16 protein-coding genes are annotated in these 18,802 nt (G+C 71.3%); 15 read left to right on the top strand and 1 reads right to left on the bottom strand.

Features of this window, described 5'->3' with window-relative positions:
• Window positions 1-145: 145 nt before the first annotated feature.
• The 8 genes from ACFYZJ_RS37185 (at window position 146) to ACFYZJ_RS37150 (ending at window position 9,097) form a co-directional block, all read left to right on the top strand.
• Window positions 146-631, top strand: a complete 486-nt coding sequence (locus tag ACFYZJ_RS37185) for a PhzA/PhzB family protein (protein WP_388576205.1) — start codon at window positions 146-148, stop codon at window positions 629-631.
• Between the two features lie 31 nt (window positions 632-662).
• A complete protein-coding gene (locus ACFYZJ_RS37180; protein ID WP_388576203.1) occupies window positions 663-1,847 on the top strand; it encodes a 3-deoxy-7-phosphoheptulonate synthase in 1,185 nt (394 codons plus the stop codon).
• Between the two features lie 50 nt (window positions 1,848-1,897).
• Window positions 1,898-2,521: an isochorismatase family protein gene (locus tag ACFYZJ_RS37175; protein ID WP_388576200.1), complete on the top strand. Its 624-nt coding sequence runs from the start codon at window positions 1,898-1,900 to the stop codon at window positions 2,519-2,521.
• Entirely contained in the window at window positions 2,518-4,401 is a 1,884-nt protein-coding gene (locus ACFYZJ_RS37170) for an anthranilate synthase family protein (RefSeq protein ID WP_388576197.1), read from the top strand. Before ACFYZJ_RS37175 ends, ACFYZJ_RS37170 begins: the two co-directional genes overlap by 4 nt.
• A 24-nt stretch (window positions 4,402-4,425) precedes the next feature.
• Window positions 4,426-5,265: a PhzF family phenazine biosynthesis protein gene (locus tag ACFYZJ_RS37165; RefSeq protein ID WP_388576194.1), complete on the top strand. Its 840-nt coding sequence runs from the start codon at window positions 4,426-4,428 to the stop codon at window positions 5,263-5,265.
• Between the two features lie 49 nt (window positions 5,266-5,314).
• Complete coding sequence (gene phzG, locus ACFYZJ_RS37160) at window positions 5,315-5,962, top strand: phenazine biosynthesis FMN-dependent oxidase PhzG (protein ID WP_388576192.1); 648 nt, start codon at window positions 5,315-5,317, stop codon at window positions 5,960-5,962.
• A gap of 67 nt (window positions 5,963-6,029) precedes the next feature.
• Window positions 6,030-7,661, top strand: coding sequence for an amino acid adenylation domain-containing protein (locus ACFYZJ_RS37155; protein ID WP_388576189.1), 1,632 nt, complete (start codon window positions 6,030-6,032; stop codon window positions 7,659-7,661).
• 56 nt (window positions 7,662-7,717) lie between these two features.
• Window positions 7,718-9,097, top strand: a complete 1,380-nt coding sequence (locus tag ACFYZJ_RS37150; RefSeq protein ID WP_388576187.1) for an FAD-binding oxidoreductase — start codon at window positions 7,718-7,720, stop codon at window positions 9,095-9,097.
• Between the two features lie 53 nt (window positions 9,098-9,150).
• Here the strand turns inward: ACFYZJ_RS37150 and ACFYZJ_RS37145 are convergent, their stop codons facing one another.
• Entirely contained in the window at window positions 9,151-9,498 is a 348-nt protein-coding gene (locus tag ACFYZJ_RS37145) for a hypothetical protein (RefSeq protein ID WP_388576184.1), read from the bottom strand.
• A 199-nt stretch (window positions 9,499-9,697) separates the two neighbouring features.
• Between ACFYZJ_RS37145 and ACFYZJ_RS37140 the strand changes: the two genes are divergently transcribed.
• From ACFYZJ_RS37140 to ACFYZJ_RS37110, 7 genes are all read left to right on the top strand, one after another.
• Window positions 9,698-10,798 (top strand): phenazine antibiotic biosynthesis protein, encoded by a 1,101-nt coding sequence (locus ACFYZJ_RS37140; protein WP_388576182.1) that lies wholly within the window; start codon window positions 9,698-9,700, stop codon window positions 10,796-10,798.
• Complete coding sequence (locus ACFYZJ_RS37135) at window positions 10,798-12,225, top strand: aldehyde dehydrogenase family protein (RefSeq protein WP_388576180.1); 1,428 nt, start codon at window positions 10,798-10,800, stop codon at window positions 12,223-12,225. The genes ACFYZJ_RS37140 and ACFYZJ_RS37135 overlap by 1 nt, the downstream gene beginning before the upstream one ends.
• Window positions 12,226-12,304: 79 nt before the next feature.
• Complete coding sequence (metK, locus tag ACFYZJ_RS37130) at window positions 12,305-13,468, top strand: methionine adenosyltransferase (protein WP_388576178.1); 1,164 nt, start codon at window positions 12,305-12,307, stop codon at window positions 13,466-13,468.
• A 29-nt stretch (window positions 13,469-13,497) separates the two neighbouring features.
• Window positions 13,498-14,481, top strand: coding sequence for a carbohydrate kinase family protein (locus tag ACFYZJ_RS37125; protein ID WP_388576176.1), 984 nt, complete (start codon window positions 13,498-13,500; stop codon window positions 14,479-14,481).
• Window positions 14,478-15,389, top strand: coding sequence for a methylenetetrahydrofolate reductase [NAD(P)H] (gene metF, locus ACFYZJ_RS37120; protein WP_388576174.1), 912 nt, complete (start codon window positions 14,478-14,480; stop codon window positions 15,387-15,389). The genes ACFYZJ_RS37125 and metF overlap by 4 nt, the downstream gene beginning before the upstream one ends.
• Window positions 15,390-15,529: 140 nt before the next feature.
• A complete protein-coding gene (locus ACFYZJ_RS37115) occupies window positions 15,530-15,865 on the top strand; it encodes a phosphopantetheine-binding protein (RefSeq protein ID WP_388576173.1) in 336 nt (111 codons plus the stop codon).
• Window positions 15,858-18,802: type I polyketide synthase (locus ACFYZJ_RS37110; protein ID WP_388576172.1), on the top strand; the 2,945-nt coding region annotated here is incomplete at its 3' end. The genes ACFYZJ_RS37115 and ACFYZJ_RS37110, both read left to right, overlap by 8 nt.

The raw sequence follows: 18,802 nt of genomic DNA, 5'->3' as shown, positions 1-18,802 counted from the left end.
CCGGTCCCCGCAACTGTGTGACGAAGCTGACCGAGTATGACGCTGAGCTGAATGTCTCATTCTTGTGCGGAAGTCGGGCCGAGGGAAGAATCGAGCCAACGACCTTCATTTCTCGTCCCTATTTCTCAAGACTGGGAGAGCAGGCATGCCGGAATCCGCTCCGCAAGGCTTCACCGACGAGCGCGAGCTGCGTCGGATCAACCGCGCGACGGTGGAGAAGTACATGGCCACCAAGGGGGAGGACCGCCTCCGTCGGCATCTGCTGTTCACCGAGGACGGTGTCGGCGGCCTGTGGACCACCGACACCGGCGCCCCGATCAGCATCAACGGCCGCGACCGGCTCGGCGAGCACGCCGTATGGTCCCTGAAGACCTTTCCTGACTGGGAGTGGTACAACGTCGAAATCTTCGAGACCCAGGATCCGAACCGTTTCTGGGTGGAATGCGACGGACACGGGAAAATTCTCTTCGCGGACTATCCGGCGGGTTACTACGAGAACCACTTCCTGCACTCGTTCGAGCTGGAGAACGGCAAGATCAAGCGGCAGCGGGAGTTCATGAACCCGTTCGAGCAGTTGCGTGCGCTCGGAATTCCCGTTCCGGAGATCAAGCGCGCAGGCATACCCACCTGACTGGCCACCACCGCCCCGTAGGAGTCATCCTGTGGACGACGTGCTGCGCGACATCCGAGGCCGCGAGGCCCTGCAGCAGCCCGACTGGCCCGACATACCGCACCTGGCCCGGGTGAGGGCCGAACTCGCCACCCGGCCCGCCCTGGTGAGAGCCGAGGACCTGGGGCGCCTGCGCGCGGGGCTGGCCCGGGTGGCCGCCGGCGAGGCCCTGATCGTGCAGGCCGGGGACTGCGCCGAGGACCCGGCGGAGTGCGCCGTCGGCGACGTCTCCCGCAAGGTCGCGCTCCTCGAACTGCTCGCCGGTACCCTGCGCATGAACACGCACAAACCGGTGATCCGCGTCGGGCGCATCGCAGGCCAGTTCGCCAAGCCCCGCTCCCGGGCCACCGAGACCCTCGGGGACACGGTCCTGCCGGCCTTCCGCGGGCACATGGTCAACGGACCGGAACCGGACCCCGTCTCCCGACGCCCCGATCCGGGCCGCATCCTCACCGGATACACGGCCGCCGGCGAGATCATGGAGCGTCTGGGCTGGAGCCGGAGTTGCGCCGGGCCGGGCGAGCCGGACCCGCTCGGACCGCCGGTCTGGACGAGCCACGAGGCGCTGCTGCTGGACTACGAGATCCCCATGCTGCGCACCGATGGCCAGGGCACCCTCCACCTGGGATCCACGCACTGGCCGTGGATCGGTGAACGCACCCGGCAACCGGACGCGGCGCACGTGGCCCTGCTCGCCGCGGTGAGCAACCCCGTGGCGTGCAAGGTCGGCCCGTCGATGCGTCCCGCAGAACTGCTCGACCTGTGCGAGCGATTGGACCCCGGCCGGGAACCCGGTCGGCTCACCCTCATCGCGCGCATGGGCGCCGACCTGGTCGCCGGACGGCTGCCACGGCTGGTCGCCGCGGTGCGGGAGGCGGGCCACCCGGTCATCTGGCTGTCCGACCCCATGCACGGCAACACGGTCACCGCCCCCGACGGGATCAAGACGCGGTACGTGGAGACCGTGGCCCGCGAGGTGACGCTCTTTCAGGAGGCTGTTTCGGCAGCCGGGGGAGTGTGCGGTGGCCTCCATCTGGAGACCACCCCGAACGACGTCACGGAATGCGTCATGCACCAGGGTGAACTCGACCACGTCGGTGACAAGTACACGACCTTCTGCGACCCGAGACTCAATCCGCGGCAGGCCCTTTCGGTCGTGGCGGGCTGGCACGCATGACTCCGAACCCTCCGTCACACCTCTCATAGCAGTCACTGGAAGGCGAGGCCATGGCCGGCATCCCCCCGATCGAGCCGTACGCGATACCCACCGCGGGCGATCTTCCCCCCAACACCGCCCGGTGGGCGCCCGACCCCGACCGCGCTGTCCTGCTCCTGCACGACATGCAGCGCTACTTCCTGGCGCGGTTCCCCGACACCGTCCGCGAACCGCTCATCCGCAACGCCGCCGAACTCCGGAGCCGCTGTGCCGCCGCCGGCGTACCGGTGGCGTACACGGCCCAGCCGGGCAGCATGACCGAGGAACAGCGCGGTCTGCTGAAGGACTTCTGGGGACCGGGGATGCGCCGTGTCTCCGACGACCGCGCGGTGCTCGACGAACTGGCCCCGGCGGACGGCGACTGGCAGTTGACCAAGTGGCGTTACAGCGCCTTCCACAACTCCCCGCTGCTGCAGCTCATGCGGGACGCCGGACGGGACCAGCTGATCATCTGCGGTGTCTATGCCCACATCGGGGTCCTTGTGACCGCCATCGAGGCGTTCAGCAACGACATCCAGCCGTTCCTCGTCGCTGACGCGGTCGGCGACTTCTCCGCCCACCACCACCGGATGGCGCTCACCTACGCCGCCGAGTGCTGCGCGTCGCTCGTCCTCGCCAAGGAGGTCTTCGCATGACCCAACGACCCGGCGGACTGCTCGATCGCATCCTCGGCGACCGCCCCGCCGCCTACGCCCTCCTGTACCGGCCCGAGGCCGCCGGTCCCGGCGTGCTCGACGTACTCGTCGGCGAGGTGTCGACCCCCGCCACGCTGGCCGACATCCCCCTGCGGGAGGCCCCGGCCCGCCCCACACCGGCCCACCACGAGGTCCTGACCGTCATCCCGTACCGACAGGTGGCCGAGCGTGGCTTCGCCGCGGTGGACGACGGGGCCCCGCTGATCGCGCTCACCGTCACCGCGCAGGAGCGCGTCCTCCTCGCGGAGGCACTCGCCCGGCTGCCGCAGGTGCCCACCGTGCTGAGCGGCGCGCACTTCGACGTGGACGACGACGCCTACCAGTCCGTCGTGCGCCGGGTCGTCGACGAGGCGATCGGCACCGGTGAGGGCGCGAACTTCGTCGTCAAGCGCTCCTTCGTGGCGGACATCACCGACTACGGCGAGCACAGCGCCCTTTCCTTCTTCGCCCGGCTCGTCGCCCAGGAGACCGGCGCCTACTGGACGTTCCTCATCCACACCGGGGAGCGCACCCTCGTCGGCGCCTCGCCCGAGCGGCACATCAGCCTCGACGACGGCACCGCCGTGATGAACCCCATCAGCGGCACCTACCGCTATCCGCCTGGCGGGCCTGTGCTGTCCGAGGTCCTGGAGTTCCTCGCCGACCGCAAGGAAGCCGACGAGCTGTACATGGTCGTCGACGAGGAACTGAAGATGATGGCCCGGATCTGCGGGACGGGCGTCCGCGTCCGTGGACCCTATCTCAAGGAGATGGCACGGCTCGCGCACACCGAGTACTTCATCGAGGGCCGTACTCGGCGCGACGTGCGTGAGATCCTGCGGGAGACCCTGTTCGCGCCGACCGTGACCGGCTCCCCGCTGGAGAGCGCCTGCCGGGTCATCGAGGGCTTCGAGCCGCGCGGACGCGGCTACTACAGCGGTGTGGCGGCCCTCATCGGCCGCGACGCGCGCGGCGAGCGCACGCTGGACTCGGCCATCCTCATCCGCACCGCGGACATCGACGCCACCGGCCGGATCAGCATCGGCGTGGGCGCCACCCTCGTCCGCCACTCCGACCCGGCCGCCGAGGCCGCGGAGACCCGGGCCAAGGCTTCCGGTCTGCTCGCCGCCCTCGGGTCGGGCGGGAGCCGCCGTTTCGCCGCCGATTCCCGGGTACGGGCCGCCCTGGAGCGGCGCAACGACACGATCGCCGGTTTCTGGCTGCACGACACCGACGGGCGGCGCGTCCCGGCCGGGGATCTGGCCGGCCGTCGGGTACTGATCGTCGACGCCGAGGACACGTTCACCTCGATGATCGGCCACCAGTTGAGAGCCCTGGGGATGGACGTGACCGTCCGCCGCTTCGACGAGGCGTACGCCTTCGACGCCTACGAACTCGCTGTCATGGGCCCGGGCCCCGGCGACCCCGGCGACACCGGTCACCCCAAGATCGCGCACCTGCGTCAGGCGGTGCGCACCCTGCTCCGCGCGCGTCTGCCCTTCGTCGCCGTCTGTCTGAGCCACCAGGTCCTCAGTCTGGAGCTCGGCTTCGAGCTGGTCCGCCTGGCGAGCCCCCACCAAGGACTGCAGAAGGAGATCGACCTCTTCGGCATCCCTGAACGGGTCGGCTTCTACAACACGTTCGCCGCCCGCAGCGCGACCGACAAACGAGACGTGCACAACGTGGGCGTGGTGGAGGTGTGCCGCGACCCGCGCACCGGGGAGGTGCACGCCCTGCGCGGCCCGCACTTCACCTCCCTGCAGTTCCACGCCGAGTCGGTCCTCACCCGGGAAGGTCCGCGCATTCTTGCCCACGCGGTGCGCGACGCACTCGGCATCTGACCCCTTCACACCACGAGGCCAGCCATGTACCACTACGCAGTCGTCGACGCGTTCGCGACCGAACCCCTCAAGGGCAACCCGGTCGCCGTCTACTTCGACGCCGACGACCTGACCGCCGACCAGATGCAGCGCATCGCCCGCGAGATGAACCTCTCGGAGACGACGTTCGTCCTGCGACCCAAGGCGGGCGGCGACGCGCACATCCGCGTCTTCACGCCCGTCAACGAGCTTCCGTTCGCGGGCCATCCCCTGCTCGGCACCGCCATCGCCCTGGGCAACCGCGGCGCGGTGACGCAGCAGCTGAAGCTGGAAACGGCCATGGGTGTCATCCCGTTCGAGCTGACCCGGGACGGCGAGCGGGTGACCGGCGCCTGGATGGGGCAGCCGGTACCGGTCTGGGAGCCCTTCGACCGGCGGAAGGAACTGCTGGCCGCGCTGGGCGTCCGGGACACCCGGCTCCCGGTGGACATCTACCGCAACGGCCCGCGCCACGTTCTCGTCTGCCTCGGCAGCATCGAGGAACTCTCGGCGCTGCACCCCGACCACCGGGCTTTGGCGGAGTTCCCGGACATGGCTGCCAACTGCTTCGCCGGTTCCGGCACCGAGTGGCGCAGCCGGATGTTCTCCCCGGCATACGGCGTGGTGGAGGACGCGGCCACCGGGTCCGCGGCCGGCCCCATCGCGATCCACCTCGCCCGCCACGGACTGGTTCCCTATGGGGAACACGTCGTGATCACCCAGGGCGTCGAGATGGGCCGGCCCTCGCCCATGCACGCGATCGCCCGCGGCGAGGGCGACCAGGTGGCCTCCGTCGAGGTGGGCGGCGACGGCGTCGTCGTACTCGAAGGCACCCTGCGGTTGTGAGGACGACCGCGATGCCCCTCATCACCACCCGGCGGACGGAGCTTCACACATGAGCAGCACCAGGTCGGAAAGTCTCACCGCCACCGTGCGGATGGAGTTCCCGGAGTTCGAAGAACCCCCGGCCGAGCCCATGGGGCTGCTGCGGGACTGGCTCGACACGGCCGCGCAGCAGGCCGTCCGCGAGCCGCGTGCGCTGGCCCTGGCCACCGCCGACGAACGCGGCCGGTCTTCCTCACGGATCGTCGTGATCAACAAGGTGACCGACGGCGGGTTCGTCTTCATCACCCACGCCGACAGCCGCAAGGGCCGCGAGCTGGCCGTGAACCCCTGGGCGTCGGGCGTGCTCTACTGGCGTGAGACCAGCCAGCAGATCATCGTCGCCGGGCCGGTGACCCAGCTGCCAAGGCCCGAGACCGAGGCCATGTGGTACGCGCGGCCGGTGTTCACCCACGCCATGACGACCGCCTCCCGGCAGAGCCGGCCGCTGGACGGCCCGGAGCAGGTGGCGGAGCTGCGCCAGCGGGCGCTGCGGCTCGGCGCGAGCGGACAGCCGTTGGCCTGCCCCGACACGTTCGCCGCCTATGAACTGCGCTTCGCCTCCGTGGAGTTCTGGGCCAACGGGACCGACCGGCTGCACGAGCGGCTGCGCTACGACCGGGTCGGCGCAGGCTGGAACGCCGTACGACTGCAGCCGTGACGGCCGCGCCGGACACGCGGGGGCACCAGCGCACCCACGCGACCCCTGGACAAGAGACCTCATCGACGTGAAACGCGAGAACACCATGCAGGGATCCGCCCCGCCCTTCCTCCACGCCGGGTTCCACGCCTCGGCCCGACGCCACCCGGACCGTCCAGCCCTGACCCTCGGCAGGCGCACCTGGACCTACGCCGAACTGGACGCCCTCGCCCGGCACTGGGCCGCGGCCCTGGTCGAGGCGGGCGGTCGGCCCAGGAGGGTGGGCCTGCTCGGCCACCGCAGCATCGTCACCTACGCCGGCTTCCTGGCCGCCCTGTACGCCGGGGCCACGGTGGTCCCCCTGCACACCAAGTACCCGGTGGCCCGCAACAGGGACATCCTCGAACGGGCCGGCGTGGACGTGCTGCTCGCCGACGGCGGGGCCCTGCCCCGGCTGGGCGAACTGCTGACCGGGCTGCGCGACGCCCCGGCCGTGGTACTGCCCGAGACCGCCGGGATCCCCGAAGGCCTTCCGGGCGGTGTCCGCGTCCTGGCCGGGCCGGAGGTCGACACCCTCACCCCGCCGGCCGACCCCGCGTTCGGTGACCCCCACGGCATCGCCTATCTGCTGTTCACCTCCGGCTCCACGGGCCGCCCGAAGGGCGTGCCGGTCTCGCACGCCAACGTCACCTCTTTCCTGCGCGCCTGCGGCGAGCGATACGACTTCACGGCCGAGGACCGCTTCACCAACACCTTCGACCAGACCTTCGACCTGTCGGTCTTCGACCTGTTCGTGGCCTGGGGCAGCGGCGGCTGTCTGCTGCCCATGGACACCTTCGACCTCATGACGCCGCTCGACTTCGTCCGGGACAACGCCGTCACGGTCTGGTTCTCGGTGCCCTCCGTGGCCGTGCTCCAGCAACGCCGTGGACTGCTCGCGCCCGGCTCCCTGCCGTCGCTGCGCTGGAGCCTGTTCTGCGGTGAGGCGCTGCCCGTGGCGACCGCCCAGGCCTGGCAGGAAGCCGCGCCCGGCTCGGTACTGGAGAACCTGTACGGCCCCACGGAGGCGACGATCGCCTGTCTGGGCCACCGGTGGGACCGGCGTGCCTCACCCGCGCAGGCGGTCAACGGCACTGTCCTGATCGGCACACCCTTCCCCGAGATGGCGGCCGCCGTGCTCGCCGCGGACGGCAGCCCGGTGCCCGACGGCGAGGTGGGCGAGCTGTGCCTGTCCGGCGCCCAGGTTTTCGGCGGATACCTGAACGCCCCCGAACTGACCGAGCGAGCCTTCCACGTCACCGCGCCCCACGGTGGCGCGCCCGACCGCTGGTACCGCACCGGGGACCTGGCCCGCGTCACCGGGGACGGCCAGTACGCCTTCGTCGGACGCCTGGACTCGCAGGTCAAGGTCTTGGGTCATCGCATCGAGACCGGTGAGGTCGAGGCTCACCTGCTCCGTCGGCCAGGGGTGGAACAGGCCGTGGTGCTGGCCGTGCCGGGCGACGAGGACGGCGTGACCGTGCTCGCCGCGGTGCTCTCCGGCACCGGTCTGGACGTGGCCGAGGTGGACGAGGGACTGCGCGACGCCCTGCCTCCGTACATGATCCCGCTCACCTACCATCCGCTGGACGAACTCCCGCTCAACGCCAACGGCAAGGTCGACCGCACGGTGTTGCGCGAGCGGGTCGTCTCCGGCGAGCTCAAGGCGTATCCGCTGTGACGGCGGACGGCCGCGGCGCGGTGCGGGGAGCACGACAGGAACGAGGAGGGTTCGACATGAACGGCGCCGCCACGGCGCAGACGCTGGCGGACCGGGTGCGCGGTGCGGTGCTGCGGCCCTCTGACCCGGGGTTCGACGCCCGGTGCGCGGGCTTCCAGACCGCCCACCGGCACCGGCCGTCGGTCCTGGTACGGCCTGCGGTGACCGAGGACGTCGTCGTGGCCGTCGCGCACGCGGCCGAGCACGAACTGTCCGTGGCCGTGCAGGCGACCGGCCACGGTCTGTCGGCCACCCTCGACGGCGGTGTCCTCCTGGACACCGGCGGTCTGACGGGCGTGACCGTGGACGCCGCGGCCCGTACCGCCCGGGTCGCGGCGGGCACCCGGTTCGCCGAGGTCGTCGAGGCCGCATCCCGCTACGGCCTCGCGCCGCTGAACGGATCGTTCCCCGGCGTGGGTGTCGTCGGCTACGTACTGGGCGGCGGACTTGGCCTGCTCGCCCGGCAGTTCGGATACGCCGTCGACCATGTGCGGGCTGTGGACGTCGTCACGCCCGATGCCCGGCCACGCCGGGTGACCGCCGACCGGGACCCCGAGCTCTTCCGGGCGCTGCGGGGTGCGGGGGCCAATTTCGGAGTGGTCACCGGTCTGGAGATCGATCTGGTGCCGGTGAGCCGCCTCTACGGCGGCGAGCTCGTCTTCGACCTCGCGCGCACCCCCGGCCTCCTCGCCCGTTATCTGCGCTGGACCGAGGCCCTGCCCGAGGAGCTGACCTCGTCGGTGTCGCTGCTCGCCTACCCCGACCTGCCCCTGTTCCCGCCACGGCTGCGCGGCCGGCGCGTCGGTCACGTGCGGATCGCGTACACCGGGGACGGTGAGGAGGGTGCCCGGTTGGTGGCGCCGCTGCGCGCGGCCGGGCAGTTGCTCACCGACACCGTCGCCGAGATGCCTTACACGGAGTGCGGGGCGATCTACAACGACCCGGCGATGCCGCACGCGTACCTGGGCGACAACGTCCTGCTGCGGGGCATCGATCCGACCGAGGCCGATGCGGTGACCGAACTGGTCACCGCGCCAGGACCCGTGCCGTGCGTGGTGGACGTACGCCACCTGGGCGGGGCCCTCGGCCGACCACCCGCCGTGCCGAACGTCGTGGGCCACCGGGACGCCCGCTACCTCCTGCGGGTCCTGACGCCGCTCCTGGGGGCGAGCCCGGACCAGGCGGTCGAGGCGCAGCACCGGGTGCTCGACGCGCTCGCCGCGCGGCAACGGGTGGGCGGCCGCTGCCAGAACCTCGTGTACGGACAGGTGCCAGGCTCTGCCGACGACTTCTGGGAGCCGGCCGACCACCAGTGGCTGACGGGGCTCAAGTCCCGCATCGACCCGGCCAACCTGCTCCGCTGCAACCGGAACATCCCACCGGACCGAGCGTGTTGATCCACCTCCTGAACGGCGCCCCGCCCTGCGGGGCGCCGTTCACGTATCGGCCGCTAGTCCGCGGACGGCTGCAGGGCCAAGCCCAGTCCCGCGAGCGACGGCAGTGTGTGCTGTCCCTCGACGACGGCCTCGATGTCGAACCACTCACGGAACTCCAGGGGGCGGCCGATCAGTTCACCGGCACTGCGTGGCAGTCGGGCCCGTGCCGTGGCCGCTGCTTCCGCGGACTCCCAGAGGAACACCGCTCCCCAGCGGTTCTTGTCCGGGTCCGAGACCCACACCTTCAGCAGTAGACCCGGTACCTCCTGCCAGGCCCGCTCCTCCTCGCGCAGGAACGCGCGCAGGCTCGCGGCGGTGTGCTGGGTGTCGGTGAGGTCCCACCAAGCGATCATTGCCTTCATCGGGCCAGCGTACGAATGCCCGATCGCCCCTCACCGGTCCGCTCCACGAAAACCCCTGTCCTGCACGTGAATTGAGTAGCGGATACTCAGGCAGCTGGAGTCCCGCCTTGATCGAATGCGGTGCAGAGGCAATTCGATGTCGAACACCGCGACAAACGACGACGCCGGCTGCGGCCGGCGGTGGCGACCGGGAGGACGCGTGGCGCGTGCAGAGCTGTCGATCCTGGACCTGCCCCATGAGGCGAGTCCGGATCCCGACGAACTCGTCCGGGCCGCGATGAAGTGGCACTTCAGCCCTGAGACGGGCACGCCGTTCTGGCTGCGCCGCGCGGCGACGCTGGACTTCGACCCGCTGTCCGACGTCAAGACCCATGCGGACCTCAGGCTCTTCCCGAACGTCGCCAACGAGCTGCGTGACGTCCCCGCCGCCGACCTGGTGCCGCGGGGGTACGGCAAGAGTCCCGACATCGTCGGCGTGTACGAGAGCGGTGGCACAACCGGCGCGCCCAAGCGCGTGGTCTGCCCACGCGACTGGCTCGAGAAGCTGGTCGGCTGGAGCAACGCCAACCTGGACGTGCACGGATTCCCACGCGGCGTCGACTGGCTCGGCATCACCCCCTCCGGCCCGCACATCGTGGGGGAGATCTTCCGTCGGTCCGCCCACACCCACGGCCGGTACGGCTTCCAGGTCGACCTGGACCCGCGCTGGGTCAAGCGTCTGATCGCCGAGGGCAAGGGCGGCCAGGCCGACGCCTACGCCGAGCACGTCGTCGACCAGGCCACGCACATACTGCGCACCCAGAACATCGGCGTCCTGACGGTGACCCCGCCCCTGCTGGAGCGCATCGCCCAGCGCGAGGACCTCGTGGAACTCGTCAATGCCAAGGTGCGGGCCATCCGCTGGGGCGGCACCCAGATGGACCCCGACACGGCCCAGCTGTACCGCACCGAGATCTTCCCCGACACCGTGCTCTACGGCCACTACGGCAGCACGATGATCCTCGGCATCGCCGGTGAGCGGCACGGCACCCCGCCGGGAGAGCCGTGTGTCTTCGACACCTTCTCGCCGTACATCACCTTCGAGGTGGTGAACCCCGAGACCCGGCAGAGCGTCGCCTACGGCGAACGGGGCCAGGTCGTGATGCACCACGTCAGCAAGGCGCTGCTGCTGCCGAACAACCTGGAGCGCGACACCGCGGTCCGCGTGCCCGCGCTCGAGGGCAGGATCGGGGACGCGGCCGCGGGCATAGCGCCCGTGGCCCGCTTCGACGACGAGGTCGTCATCGAGGGCGTGTACTGATGGGCGCCCAGCAGCTCCCGGACCGCGCTCCTGCCGGGACGGCCACCGGAAGCCCTGAGGCAGCCGAGGTCCCCGTGCTGGACGCGCTGGGCCCCTCCGGCCCCTACCGCGCCCACACCCGCCAGGACGTCACCGATGTGACGGGTTCGGTGATCGCGCAGCTGAGCCTGGCGCCGGCGCTCTACGTGCGCCGCACCATGAAGGCGCTGCACGCAGCCGTTCCCCTGCCCGCCGCGGAACGGGCCGCCGCGCTGGCCCGCGCCGCCGAGTTGTTCGGCACCGCGACGCTCGGCGGTCTGACCGTGGAGGCGTACGAGCGGGCCGTCACCGCGGTCTCCGGGCTTCCGGCCCGCGTCGTGCGGACCGCCACCCGCACCTGCGCCGAGCGTGTCGGCCAGTCCTACCGCAGCGCGCAGCTGGCCCGCCCCTCCGGTGCCGTCTCCGACTGGCGCGACCCCCTGGCCCGCACGGGCCAGGCGGTGTGGAGCCGGCGCGGGGAGGTACTGGCCGTGCACGTGCCGGGCAACCACCCCGGCACGCACGGCTTCTGGCCCGAAGCCCTCGCGCTCGGCTACCGCGTCGCGGTGCGCCCGTCCGCCCGGGAGCCGTTCACCGCCCACCGGCTGGTCCTCGCGCTGCGCGAAGCCGGGTTCGGCGGGGATCAGGTGGCGCTGCTGCCGTGCGGCCACGAGGCCGCGGACGCCATCGTGCGGGAAGCCGACCTCGCCTACGGTGGCGACGAGATCATCCGCGGCTACGCGGACGACCCGGGCGTGCTCTCGCTACAGCCGGGCCGCTCGAAGATCCTGCTGACCGCAGGCACGGACTGGCGCGACCATCTGGACATGATCGTCGACTCGGTCGCCCAGCACGCCGGAAGTGGATGTGTCAACGCCACCGCGGTCCTCGTCGAGGGAGACCCGGCACCGGTGGCGGGCGCGCTCGCCGAGCGGCTGGCCGCGCTGCCCAGCCTGCCGCCCGGCGACGACAAGGCCCGGCTACCCGTCCAGCACCTCAAGGCGGCACGCGCCCTGGAGAAGTTCGTCCTCGACCGGGCGCGGGGCAGCCGGGCCTGGCTGGGCGGCTCCGGTTTCGTCGACGAACTCGGCGACGGGAGCGCCGTCCTGCGCCCCGCCGTCCACCAGGTCGACGCCCCGGACGCCGCCCAGATCGGCGTCGAGGTGCCCTTCCCCTGCGTCTGGGTGGCGCCGTGGAGCCGTGAGGACGGCATCGAGCCACTGCGCGACACGCTCGTCCTCACGGTCGTCACCGAGGACGAGACCCTTGTCGACGCGCTGGTCGCCGAGCCGACCATCAGCAACCTGCACATCGGCAGCCACCCCACGCACTGGCACCGCCCCGGACTGCCGCACGACGGCCACCTGGGCGAGTTCCTGATGCGCAGCAAGACCGTCTTCCGCCGCTGAGCCGAAGCGAAGAACCGGGCAGTGCCACGGCCCGGTTGCCCACCGTCAGTCAGCAGCCGCTGCAACCCCAGGGAGCGTTGTGTCCCGTCGCCTGTTCACCTCCGAGTCCGTGACCGAGGGTCACCCCGACAAGATCGCTGACCAGATCAGTGACACGATTCTCGACGCGCTGCTGCGCGAGGACCCCTCCTCCCGGGTCGCCGTCGAGACGCTGATCACCACCGGCTTGGTGCACGTGGCCGGCGAGGTGACGACCAAGGCGTATGCGGACATCGCGACCCTGGTCCGCAACAAGATCCTCGAGATCGGCTACGACTCCTCCAAGAAGGGCTTCGATGGCGCCTCCTGCGGTGTGTCGGTGTCCATCGGCGCGCAGTCACCGGACATCGCGCAGGGCGTGGACACCGGTGGTGCCGGAGACCAGGGCCTGATGTTCGGCTACGCGACCGACGAGACCCCGGAGCTGATGCCGCTGCCGATCCGGCTGGCCCACCGCCTGTCACTGCGCCTGACCTCCGTCCGCAAGAGCGGCACGGTCCCCTATCTGCGCCCCGACGGCAAGACGCAGGTCACCATCGAGTACGACGGCGACAAGGCCGTCCGTCTCGACACGGTGGTCGTCTCCTCCCAGCACGCCTCCGACATCGACCTGGAGTCGCTGCTCGCCCCGGACATCCGCGAGTTCGTGGTCGAGCCGGAGCTGAAGGCACTGCTGGAGGAGGGCATCAAGTTGGAGACCGACGGCTACCGGCTGCTGGTCAACCCGACCGGCCGGTTCGAGATCGGCGGCCCGATGGGCGACGCGGGACTGACCGGCCGCAAGATCATCATCGACACCTACGGCGGCATGGCCCGCCACGGCGGCGGTGCCTTCTCCGGCAAGGACCCGTCCAAGGTGGACCGCTCGGCCGCGTACGCGATGCGCTGGGTCGCCAAGAACGTGGTCGCGGCGGGCCTCGCCTCCCGTTGCGAGGTCCAGGTGGCGTACGCGATCGGCAAGGCCGAGCCGGTGGGTCTGTTCGTGGAGACCTTCGGCACGGCCAAGGTCGACGCCGAGAAGATCGAGAGGGCGATCGACGAAGTCTTCGACCTCCGCCCGGCTGCGATCATCCGCGACCTCGACCTGCTCCGCCCGATCTACGCCCGGACGGCCGCCTACGGCCACTTCGGCCGTGAGCTGCCCGACTTCACCTGGGAGCGCACCGACCGGGTGGACGCCCTGCGCGCCGCGGTCGGCAGCTGAGCGGACGAGACGGCGACAGGAGCGCGTTCATGCGTATCGCGGTGACAGGGTCCATCGCCACGGACCACCTCATGAACTTCCCGGGCCGGTTCACCGAGCAGCTGCTCGCCGACCGTCTCGACCACGTCTCGCTGTCCTTCCTCGTGGACGACCTGCTCGTACGGCGTGGTGGTGTGGCCGCCAACGTCGCCTACGGCCTGGGCTGCCTGGGGCTGAACCCGCTGCTCGTCGGTGCGGTGGGCAGCGACTTCGAGGAGTACGGGCAGCTCCTGGAGAAACACGGTGTCGACACAGGCGGGGTACGGGTCTCGGCCGAGCGGCAGACCGCCCGGTTCCTGTGCCTCACCGACCGGGACAACAACCAGATCGCCGCCTTCTACGCGGGGGCGATGACAGAGGCCCGGGAAATCGACCTGCGCTCCGTCATCGGGGACGGCACTCGCCCCGACCTGCTGCTGGTGTGCGCGAACGACCCCGAGGCCATGGCCCGCCACACCCGGCAGGCGAGGGAACTCGGCATCCCCTTCGCCGCGGATCCTTCCCAGCAACTGGCCCGGCTGACGGGCCCGCAGGCGAGCGCACTGATCGACGGCGCCGAGTGGCTGTTCACCAACGAGTACGAGGCCGCGCTGCTCGCCGAGCGGACCGGCCGCTCGCCGCAGGACATCCTCGGCCGGGTCGGCGCCTGGGTGACCACGCTCGGCGAGCGGGGCGTCCGCGTCGCGCGCCAGGGCAGGCCCGAGCTGCTGGTGCCCGCGGTGCCCCGGAGCCACGTCACCGACCCCACCGGCGCCGGTGACGGCTTCCGCGCGGGCTTCCTGGCCGCCGTCGCGCGGGGCCTGTCCCTCACCGATGCCGCCCGGATCGGCTGCGCCGTCGCCTCCTGTGTGCTGGACAGTGCCGGACCGCAGGGCTACACCCCGGACGGGGCCCTGCTGCGGCACAGCGTTCGGCAGACGTACGGCCGGGAAGCGGCCGCGCGGCTGGCCCCGGTGCTGGGGGGCGAGGCATGAGCCTGCGCGAAGTGCTCACCTCCAGGGGAGCACCCTCCTTCTCCTTCGAGTTCTTCCCACCCCGGACCGCCGACGGCACCCGCACGGTGTGGCGGACGCTGCGCCGTATCGAGGCGCTGGCGCCCACGTTCGTCTCGGTCACCTACGGCGCCGGCGGCTCCTCGCGCGACCGCACGGTCGACCTCGCCCACAGGATCGCGACCGAGACCACCATGCGTCCCGTGGCCCATCTGACCGTCGTGGGGCACTCGGTGGCCGAACTGCGCCATATCATCGGCCAGTACGCCGAAGCGGGCGTCAGGGACGTCCTGGTGCTACGCGGCGATCCGCCGAGCGGCCCGCGCGCTCCCTGGGTACCGCACCCCGAGGGGTTCACCCACGCGCATGAACTCGTCTCCCTGGTGAGGGGGATGGGCGACTTCAGCGTCGGTGTGGCGGCCTTTCCCGAGCGTCACCCGCGCTCGCCCGACTGGGACAGCGAGATCCGGCACTTCGTCGACAAGTGCCGGGCCGGCGCCGACTACGCCGTGACGCAGATGTTCTTCCACGTCGAGGACTATCTGCGGTTGCGCGACCGGGTGGCGGCCGCGGGCTGCCACGTGCCGATCATCCCGGCGATCACGCCCGCCACGGACGTCCGTCAGATCCGGCGCTTCGCCGAACTGAGCGAGGCCGCCTTCCCCGAGGAGCTCGCCCGGCGGCTCGACGAGGCCCGCGACCGGCCGGCGGACGCGTACCGCATCGGGGTGGAGTACGCGACCGCCATGGCGCAGCGACTGCTCGCCGAGGGAGCACCGGGCCTGCACCACATCACGCTCAACCGGTCCGCGGCCGCCCGGGACATCCACCGGGCCGTGCTGTCCGCAAGGCGGTCGCCGGTCGCCGGTCATACGGCGGCCGCCGCATAACCGGCGTTTCTGCGGGCTGCGGCAGGTATTTATTGGACACTCCCGCAGAAGCAACGGAAGATGAATGGGAAGCCGCTGAGAACGGCGATTCAAGGGGGATGAGCACAATGGGGCCCGCAGGGCGCTCTGATGCGACCAGCATGGACACCGTCGCCGGAATCTGGCGTGATGTTCTGGAGATTTCCGAGGTCGGGTTCGATGACAATTTCTTCGACCTCGGCGGGCATTCACTTCTGCTGCAGATGGTCCAGAGCGGAATTGCCGAGCGCACCGGCAAGGAGATCGCGCTCATCGATCTCTTCAACCATCCCACCGTCCGGTCCCTCGCCCACTTCCTCGACAGCGACGGAAACGGGGCCGGCAGTGGCGGAGCCCGCGGCGGGCGGCGGACGGGCGGACGGGGTAACCGTCTCGCCGGGCGCCGGGCGCGACTGGGCGGCAACGACTCACAGCCCCGAGGAGAATTCGGTGACTGACCTCGACGACCAGGACGGCGAGAACGAATTCATAGCCGTCATCGGCATGGCCGGCCGCTTCCCAGGAGCCCCGGACGCCGACGCCTTCTGGGAGAATCTGGTCAATGGCATCGACACCATCACCCGAGGTGCCCCGCAGGTGTATCCGGGGAGCGGCGCAGACGACCCCGTCCAGACCTACACACCGGCCCGCGGTCTGCTCGACATGCCGGAATGGTTCGACGCCGAGTACTTCGGTTATTCGGCGCGCGAAGCCTTTCTGATCGACCCGCAGCACCGGGTGTTCATGGAGTGTTCGGTCGAGGCACTGGAGAACGCCGGACAGGATCCCGACCGCTTTCCCGGAGCGATCGGCGTCTACGGCGGATCCACCGAGACCTCGTACGCCGGGGCACTGCTGGCCCGGCGGGAACTGCTCGGCGACATCACCGAGGACGAGATCCTGCTGGCCACCTCACCGGACTTCCTGGCGTTGCGCACGGCCGAGCGACTCGGCCTGCGCGGCCCCGCCATCGCCGTCCAGGCCGCCTGCGCCACCGCGCTCGTGGCCATTCACACGGCGAGCCGGGGACTGCTGGCCGGCGACTGCGACATGGCTCTCGCGGGAGGCGTCGCCGTCCATGTGCCGCCGAAGCGGATCGCCTGGACCGGCCCGGACGGCACCTTGGCGCCGGACGGCGTCTGCCGGGCCTTCGACGCCCGTGGCGAAGGCACCGTGGCGAGCAACGGCGTCGGAGTCGTCGTCCTCAAGCGGCTGGAGGACGCCCTTGTGCACGGCGACCCCGTCCGCGCCGTGCTGCGCGGATCGGCCGTCACCAACGACGGCGCCGACCGCATCGGCTTCACCGCACCCAGTGTGCGGGGCCAGGCCGCGGCGGTCCGTGAGGCCCAGCAGGCGGCCGGCGTTCACGCCAGAACCGTCACGTACGTCGAGGCGCACGGCACGGCCACCCCGCTGGGCGACCCGATCGAGATCGCGGCGCTGACCCAGGCGTTCCGTGAGGACACCGACGACCGGGACTTCTGCTCCGTCGGGTCGGTGAAGACCAACATCGGTCACACCGACGCCGCCGCCGGAGCCGCCGGATTCCTCAAGACCGTCCTCGCGCTGGAACACGGCGTGATCCCGCCCAGCCTGCACCACACCGCCCCCAACCCGCAGATCGACTTCTCCTCCAGCCCGTTCCGTGTGGCCGACCGGCCGCAGCCGTGGGAAGGCGCGGGCGGCATCCGGCGCGCCGGGGTGAGTTCCTTCGCGGTCGGCGGCGTCAACGCTCACCTGGTGCTGGAGGAGGCTCCCGCCCGGCCCACGACGGACTGCGCGCGCTCGGCACAGCTGTTCGTCCACTCCGCGCGCACCCCTTCGGCCCTGCACGCCCAGGAACGCCGGCTGGTCGAGTACCTGAAGCGCAACCCCGGTCTCGCACCGGCCGATGTCGCCTGGACCCTGCAAACCGGTCGCCGTGAGCACCCCTACCGGTCCTTCCGGATCGTCGGTGCCGGCGAGGCTCCGGCTGCGGACGGCGAGGGCGCGGCGCGGACGGCCGGCCCGGCGCGCGAGCGCCCCGTCGCCTTCCTGTTCCCGGGCGAGGTGGCGCCCGCCGAAACGTGGCGGCTGCACTCCACCGAGCCGGCGTTCCGGGATGCCTTCCGGGCCTGTCTGGACGGGCTCGATCCCGAACTCGCCCGGTCCGTCAAGGACGTGGCGCGCGGCCTCGACTGGCCGGACGACCCGGTCGTCCGGGACGCGTACGTCTTCACCGTCGAGTACTCTCTCGCCGCGCTGTGGCAGCGGTGGGGCGTGCGTCCGGCCGTGGTTCTGGGCACCGGTGCGGGGGCGGTGACCGCGGCGGCGGTCGCGGAGGTCTGCACCCTGCCGGACGCGCTGCGCCTCGTGGTCGACCGGGCCCGCTCGGCGCAGAACTCGGAAGCAGGCGGCCTCGCGGAGTCGCTGCACGGCATCGCCCTGCGCGCGCCCCGTGTCCCGGTGGTGCTCGCCGGCGACGGCACCTGGCACGAAGCCGGGACGGCGGCCGACCCCGACCGCTGGGCGCGAGCGTTGCAGGGGCGGCCGTCCGTGGAACCGGCCCTCGCCACCCTGCTCGCCGACCCCGAGCGGATCCTGCTGGAGGTCGGCGCCGGTTCCCGCCTCACCTCGCTCGCGCGGCAGCTGCCCGGCGGCGACGACCGCCACCTGCTGCTCGCGGCGCTGCCCGGCCTTGAGTACGAGGGCGCCGACGTCCTGCCGGTGCTGTACGCCGCGCTCGGTCGGCTCTGGCTCGCGGGTACTCCGGTCTCCTGGGAGGGCGTGCACGACGGGGACCGCCATGCGAAGGTTCCGCTGCCTGCGTATCCCTTCGAGCGCCTCCCCTACGTGATCCGGCACCCGGACGAGACGGAGGCCGAGGTCGCCCGCGCGATGGGCACCCGCCCGCCCGAGCCTGGCAGGAACCACCTGGTCGACGGCACACCCGAACTGGACCCGGCCGACGACACCCACGAGGACCACATCGCCGAAACGGGCGGCAGCCCCGGGACCGACACCCCTGTCCGCCCGGCCGGTGACGCGCCGTTGGCGGTGGTGTTGCGGTTGTTCGGGGAGGCGTTGGGGCTGCCGGACATCGGGCCGGAGGAGAGTTTCTTCGATCTGGGTGGGGATTCGCTGGTGGCGACGCGGCTGCTGGGGCAGTTGCGTGCGGTCTATCCGGTGGAGATCTCGATGCGGGAGCTGTTCTCGGCGGCGACGGCCGCGGACCTGGCGGCCCTGATCGAGAAGGAGCTGGCCGGGTCCGGTGAGGGCCCGGTTGCGCAGGCTGGAACGGATGCGGGGGTCTGTGCCGGCCCGGCCGGTGACGCGCCGTTGGCGGTGGTGTTGCGGTTGTTCGGGGAGGCGTTGGGGCTGCCGGACATCGGGCCGGAGGAGAGTTTCTTCGATCT

This window comes from Streptomyces sp. NPDC001848 (assembly GCF_042891915.1).
Taxonomy (GTDB): domain Bacteria; phylum Actinomycetota; class Actinomycetes; order Streptomycetales; family Streptomycetaceae; genus Streptomyces.
This window is presented reverse-complemented; position numbering and strand designations above follow the sequence as displayed.

What these genes read in the sequence shown, in the direction of transcription:
- ACFYZJ_RS37170 (WP_388576197.1), top strand. Translation starts at nt 2,518, where the DNA reads ATGACCCAACGACCCGGCGGACTGCTCGATCGCATCCTCGGCGACCGC.
- ACFYZJ_RS37145 (WP_388576184.1), bottom strand. Translation starts at nt 9,498, where the DNA reads ATGAAGGCAATGATCGCTTGGTGGGACCTCACCGACACCCAGCACACC.
- ACFYZJ_RS37135 (WP_388576180.1), top strand. Translation starts at nt 10,798, where the DNA reads ATGGGCGCCCAGCAGCTCCCGGACCGCGCTCCTGCCGGGACGGCCACC.
- ACFYZJ_RS37150 (WP_388576187.1), top strand. Translation starts at nt 7,718, where the DNA reads ATGAACGGCGCCGCCACGGCGCAGACGCTGGCGGACCGGGTGCGCGGT.
- ACFYZJ_RS37175 (WP_388576200.1), top strand. Translation starts at nt 1,898, where the DNA reads ATGGCCGGCATCCCCCCGATCGAGCCGTACGCGATACCCACCGCGGGC.
- phzG (WP_388576192.1), top strand. Translation starts at nt 5,315, where the DNA reads ATGAGCAGCACCAGGTCGGAAAGTCTCACCGCCACCGTGCGGATGGAG.
- ACFYZJ_RS37115 (WP_388576173.1), top strand. Translation starts at nt 15,530, where the DNA reads ATGGACACCGTCGCCGGAATCTGGCGTGATGTTCTGGAGATTTCCGAG.
- ACFYZJ_RS37185 (WP_388576205.1), top strand. Translation starts at nt 146, where the DNA reads ATGCCGGAATCCGCTCCGCAAGGCTTCACCGACGAGCGCGAGCTGCGT.
- ACFYZJ_RS37165 (WP_388576194.1), top strand. Translation starts at nt 4,426, where the DNA reads ATGTACCACTACGCAGTCGTCGACGCGTTCGCGACCGAACCCCTCAAG.
- ACFYZJ_RS37125 (WP_388576176.1), top strand. Translation starts at nt 13,498, where the DNA reads ATGCGTATCGCGGTGACAGGGTCCATCGCCACGGACCACCTCATGAAC.
- metF (WP_388576174.1), top strand. Translation starts at nt 14,478, where the DNA reads ATGAGCCTGCGCGAAGTGCTCACCTCCAGGGGAGCACCCTCCTTCTCC.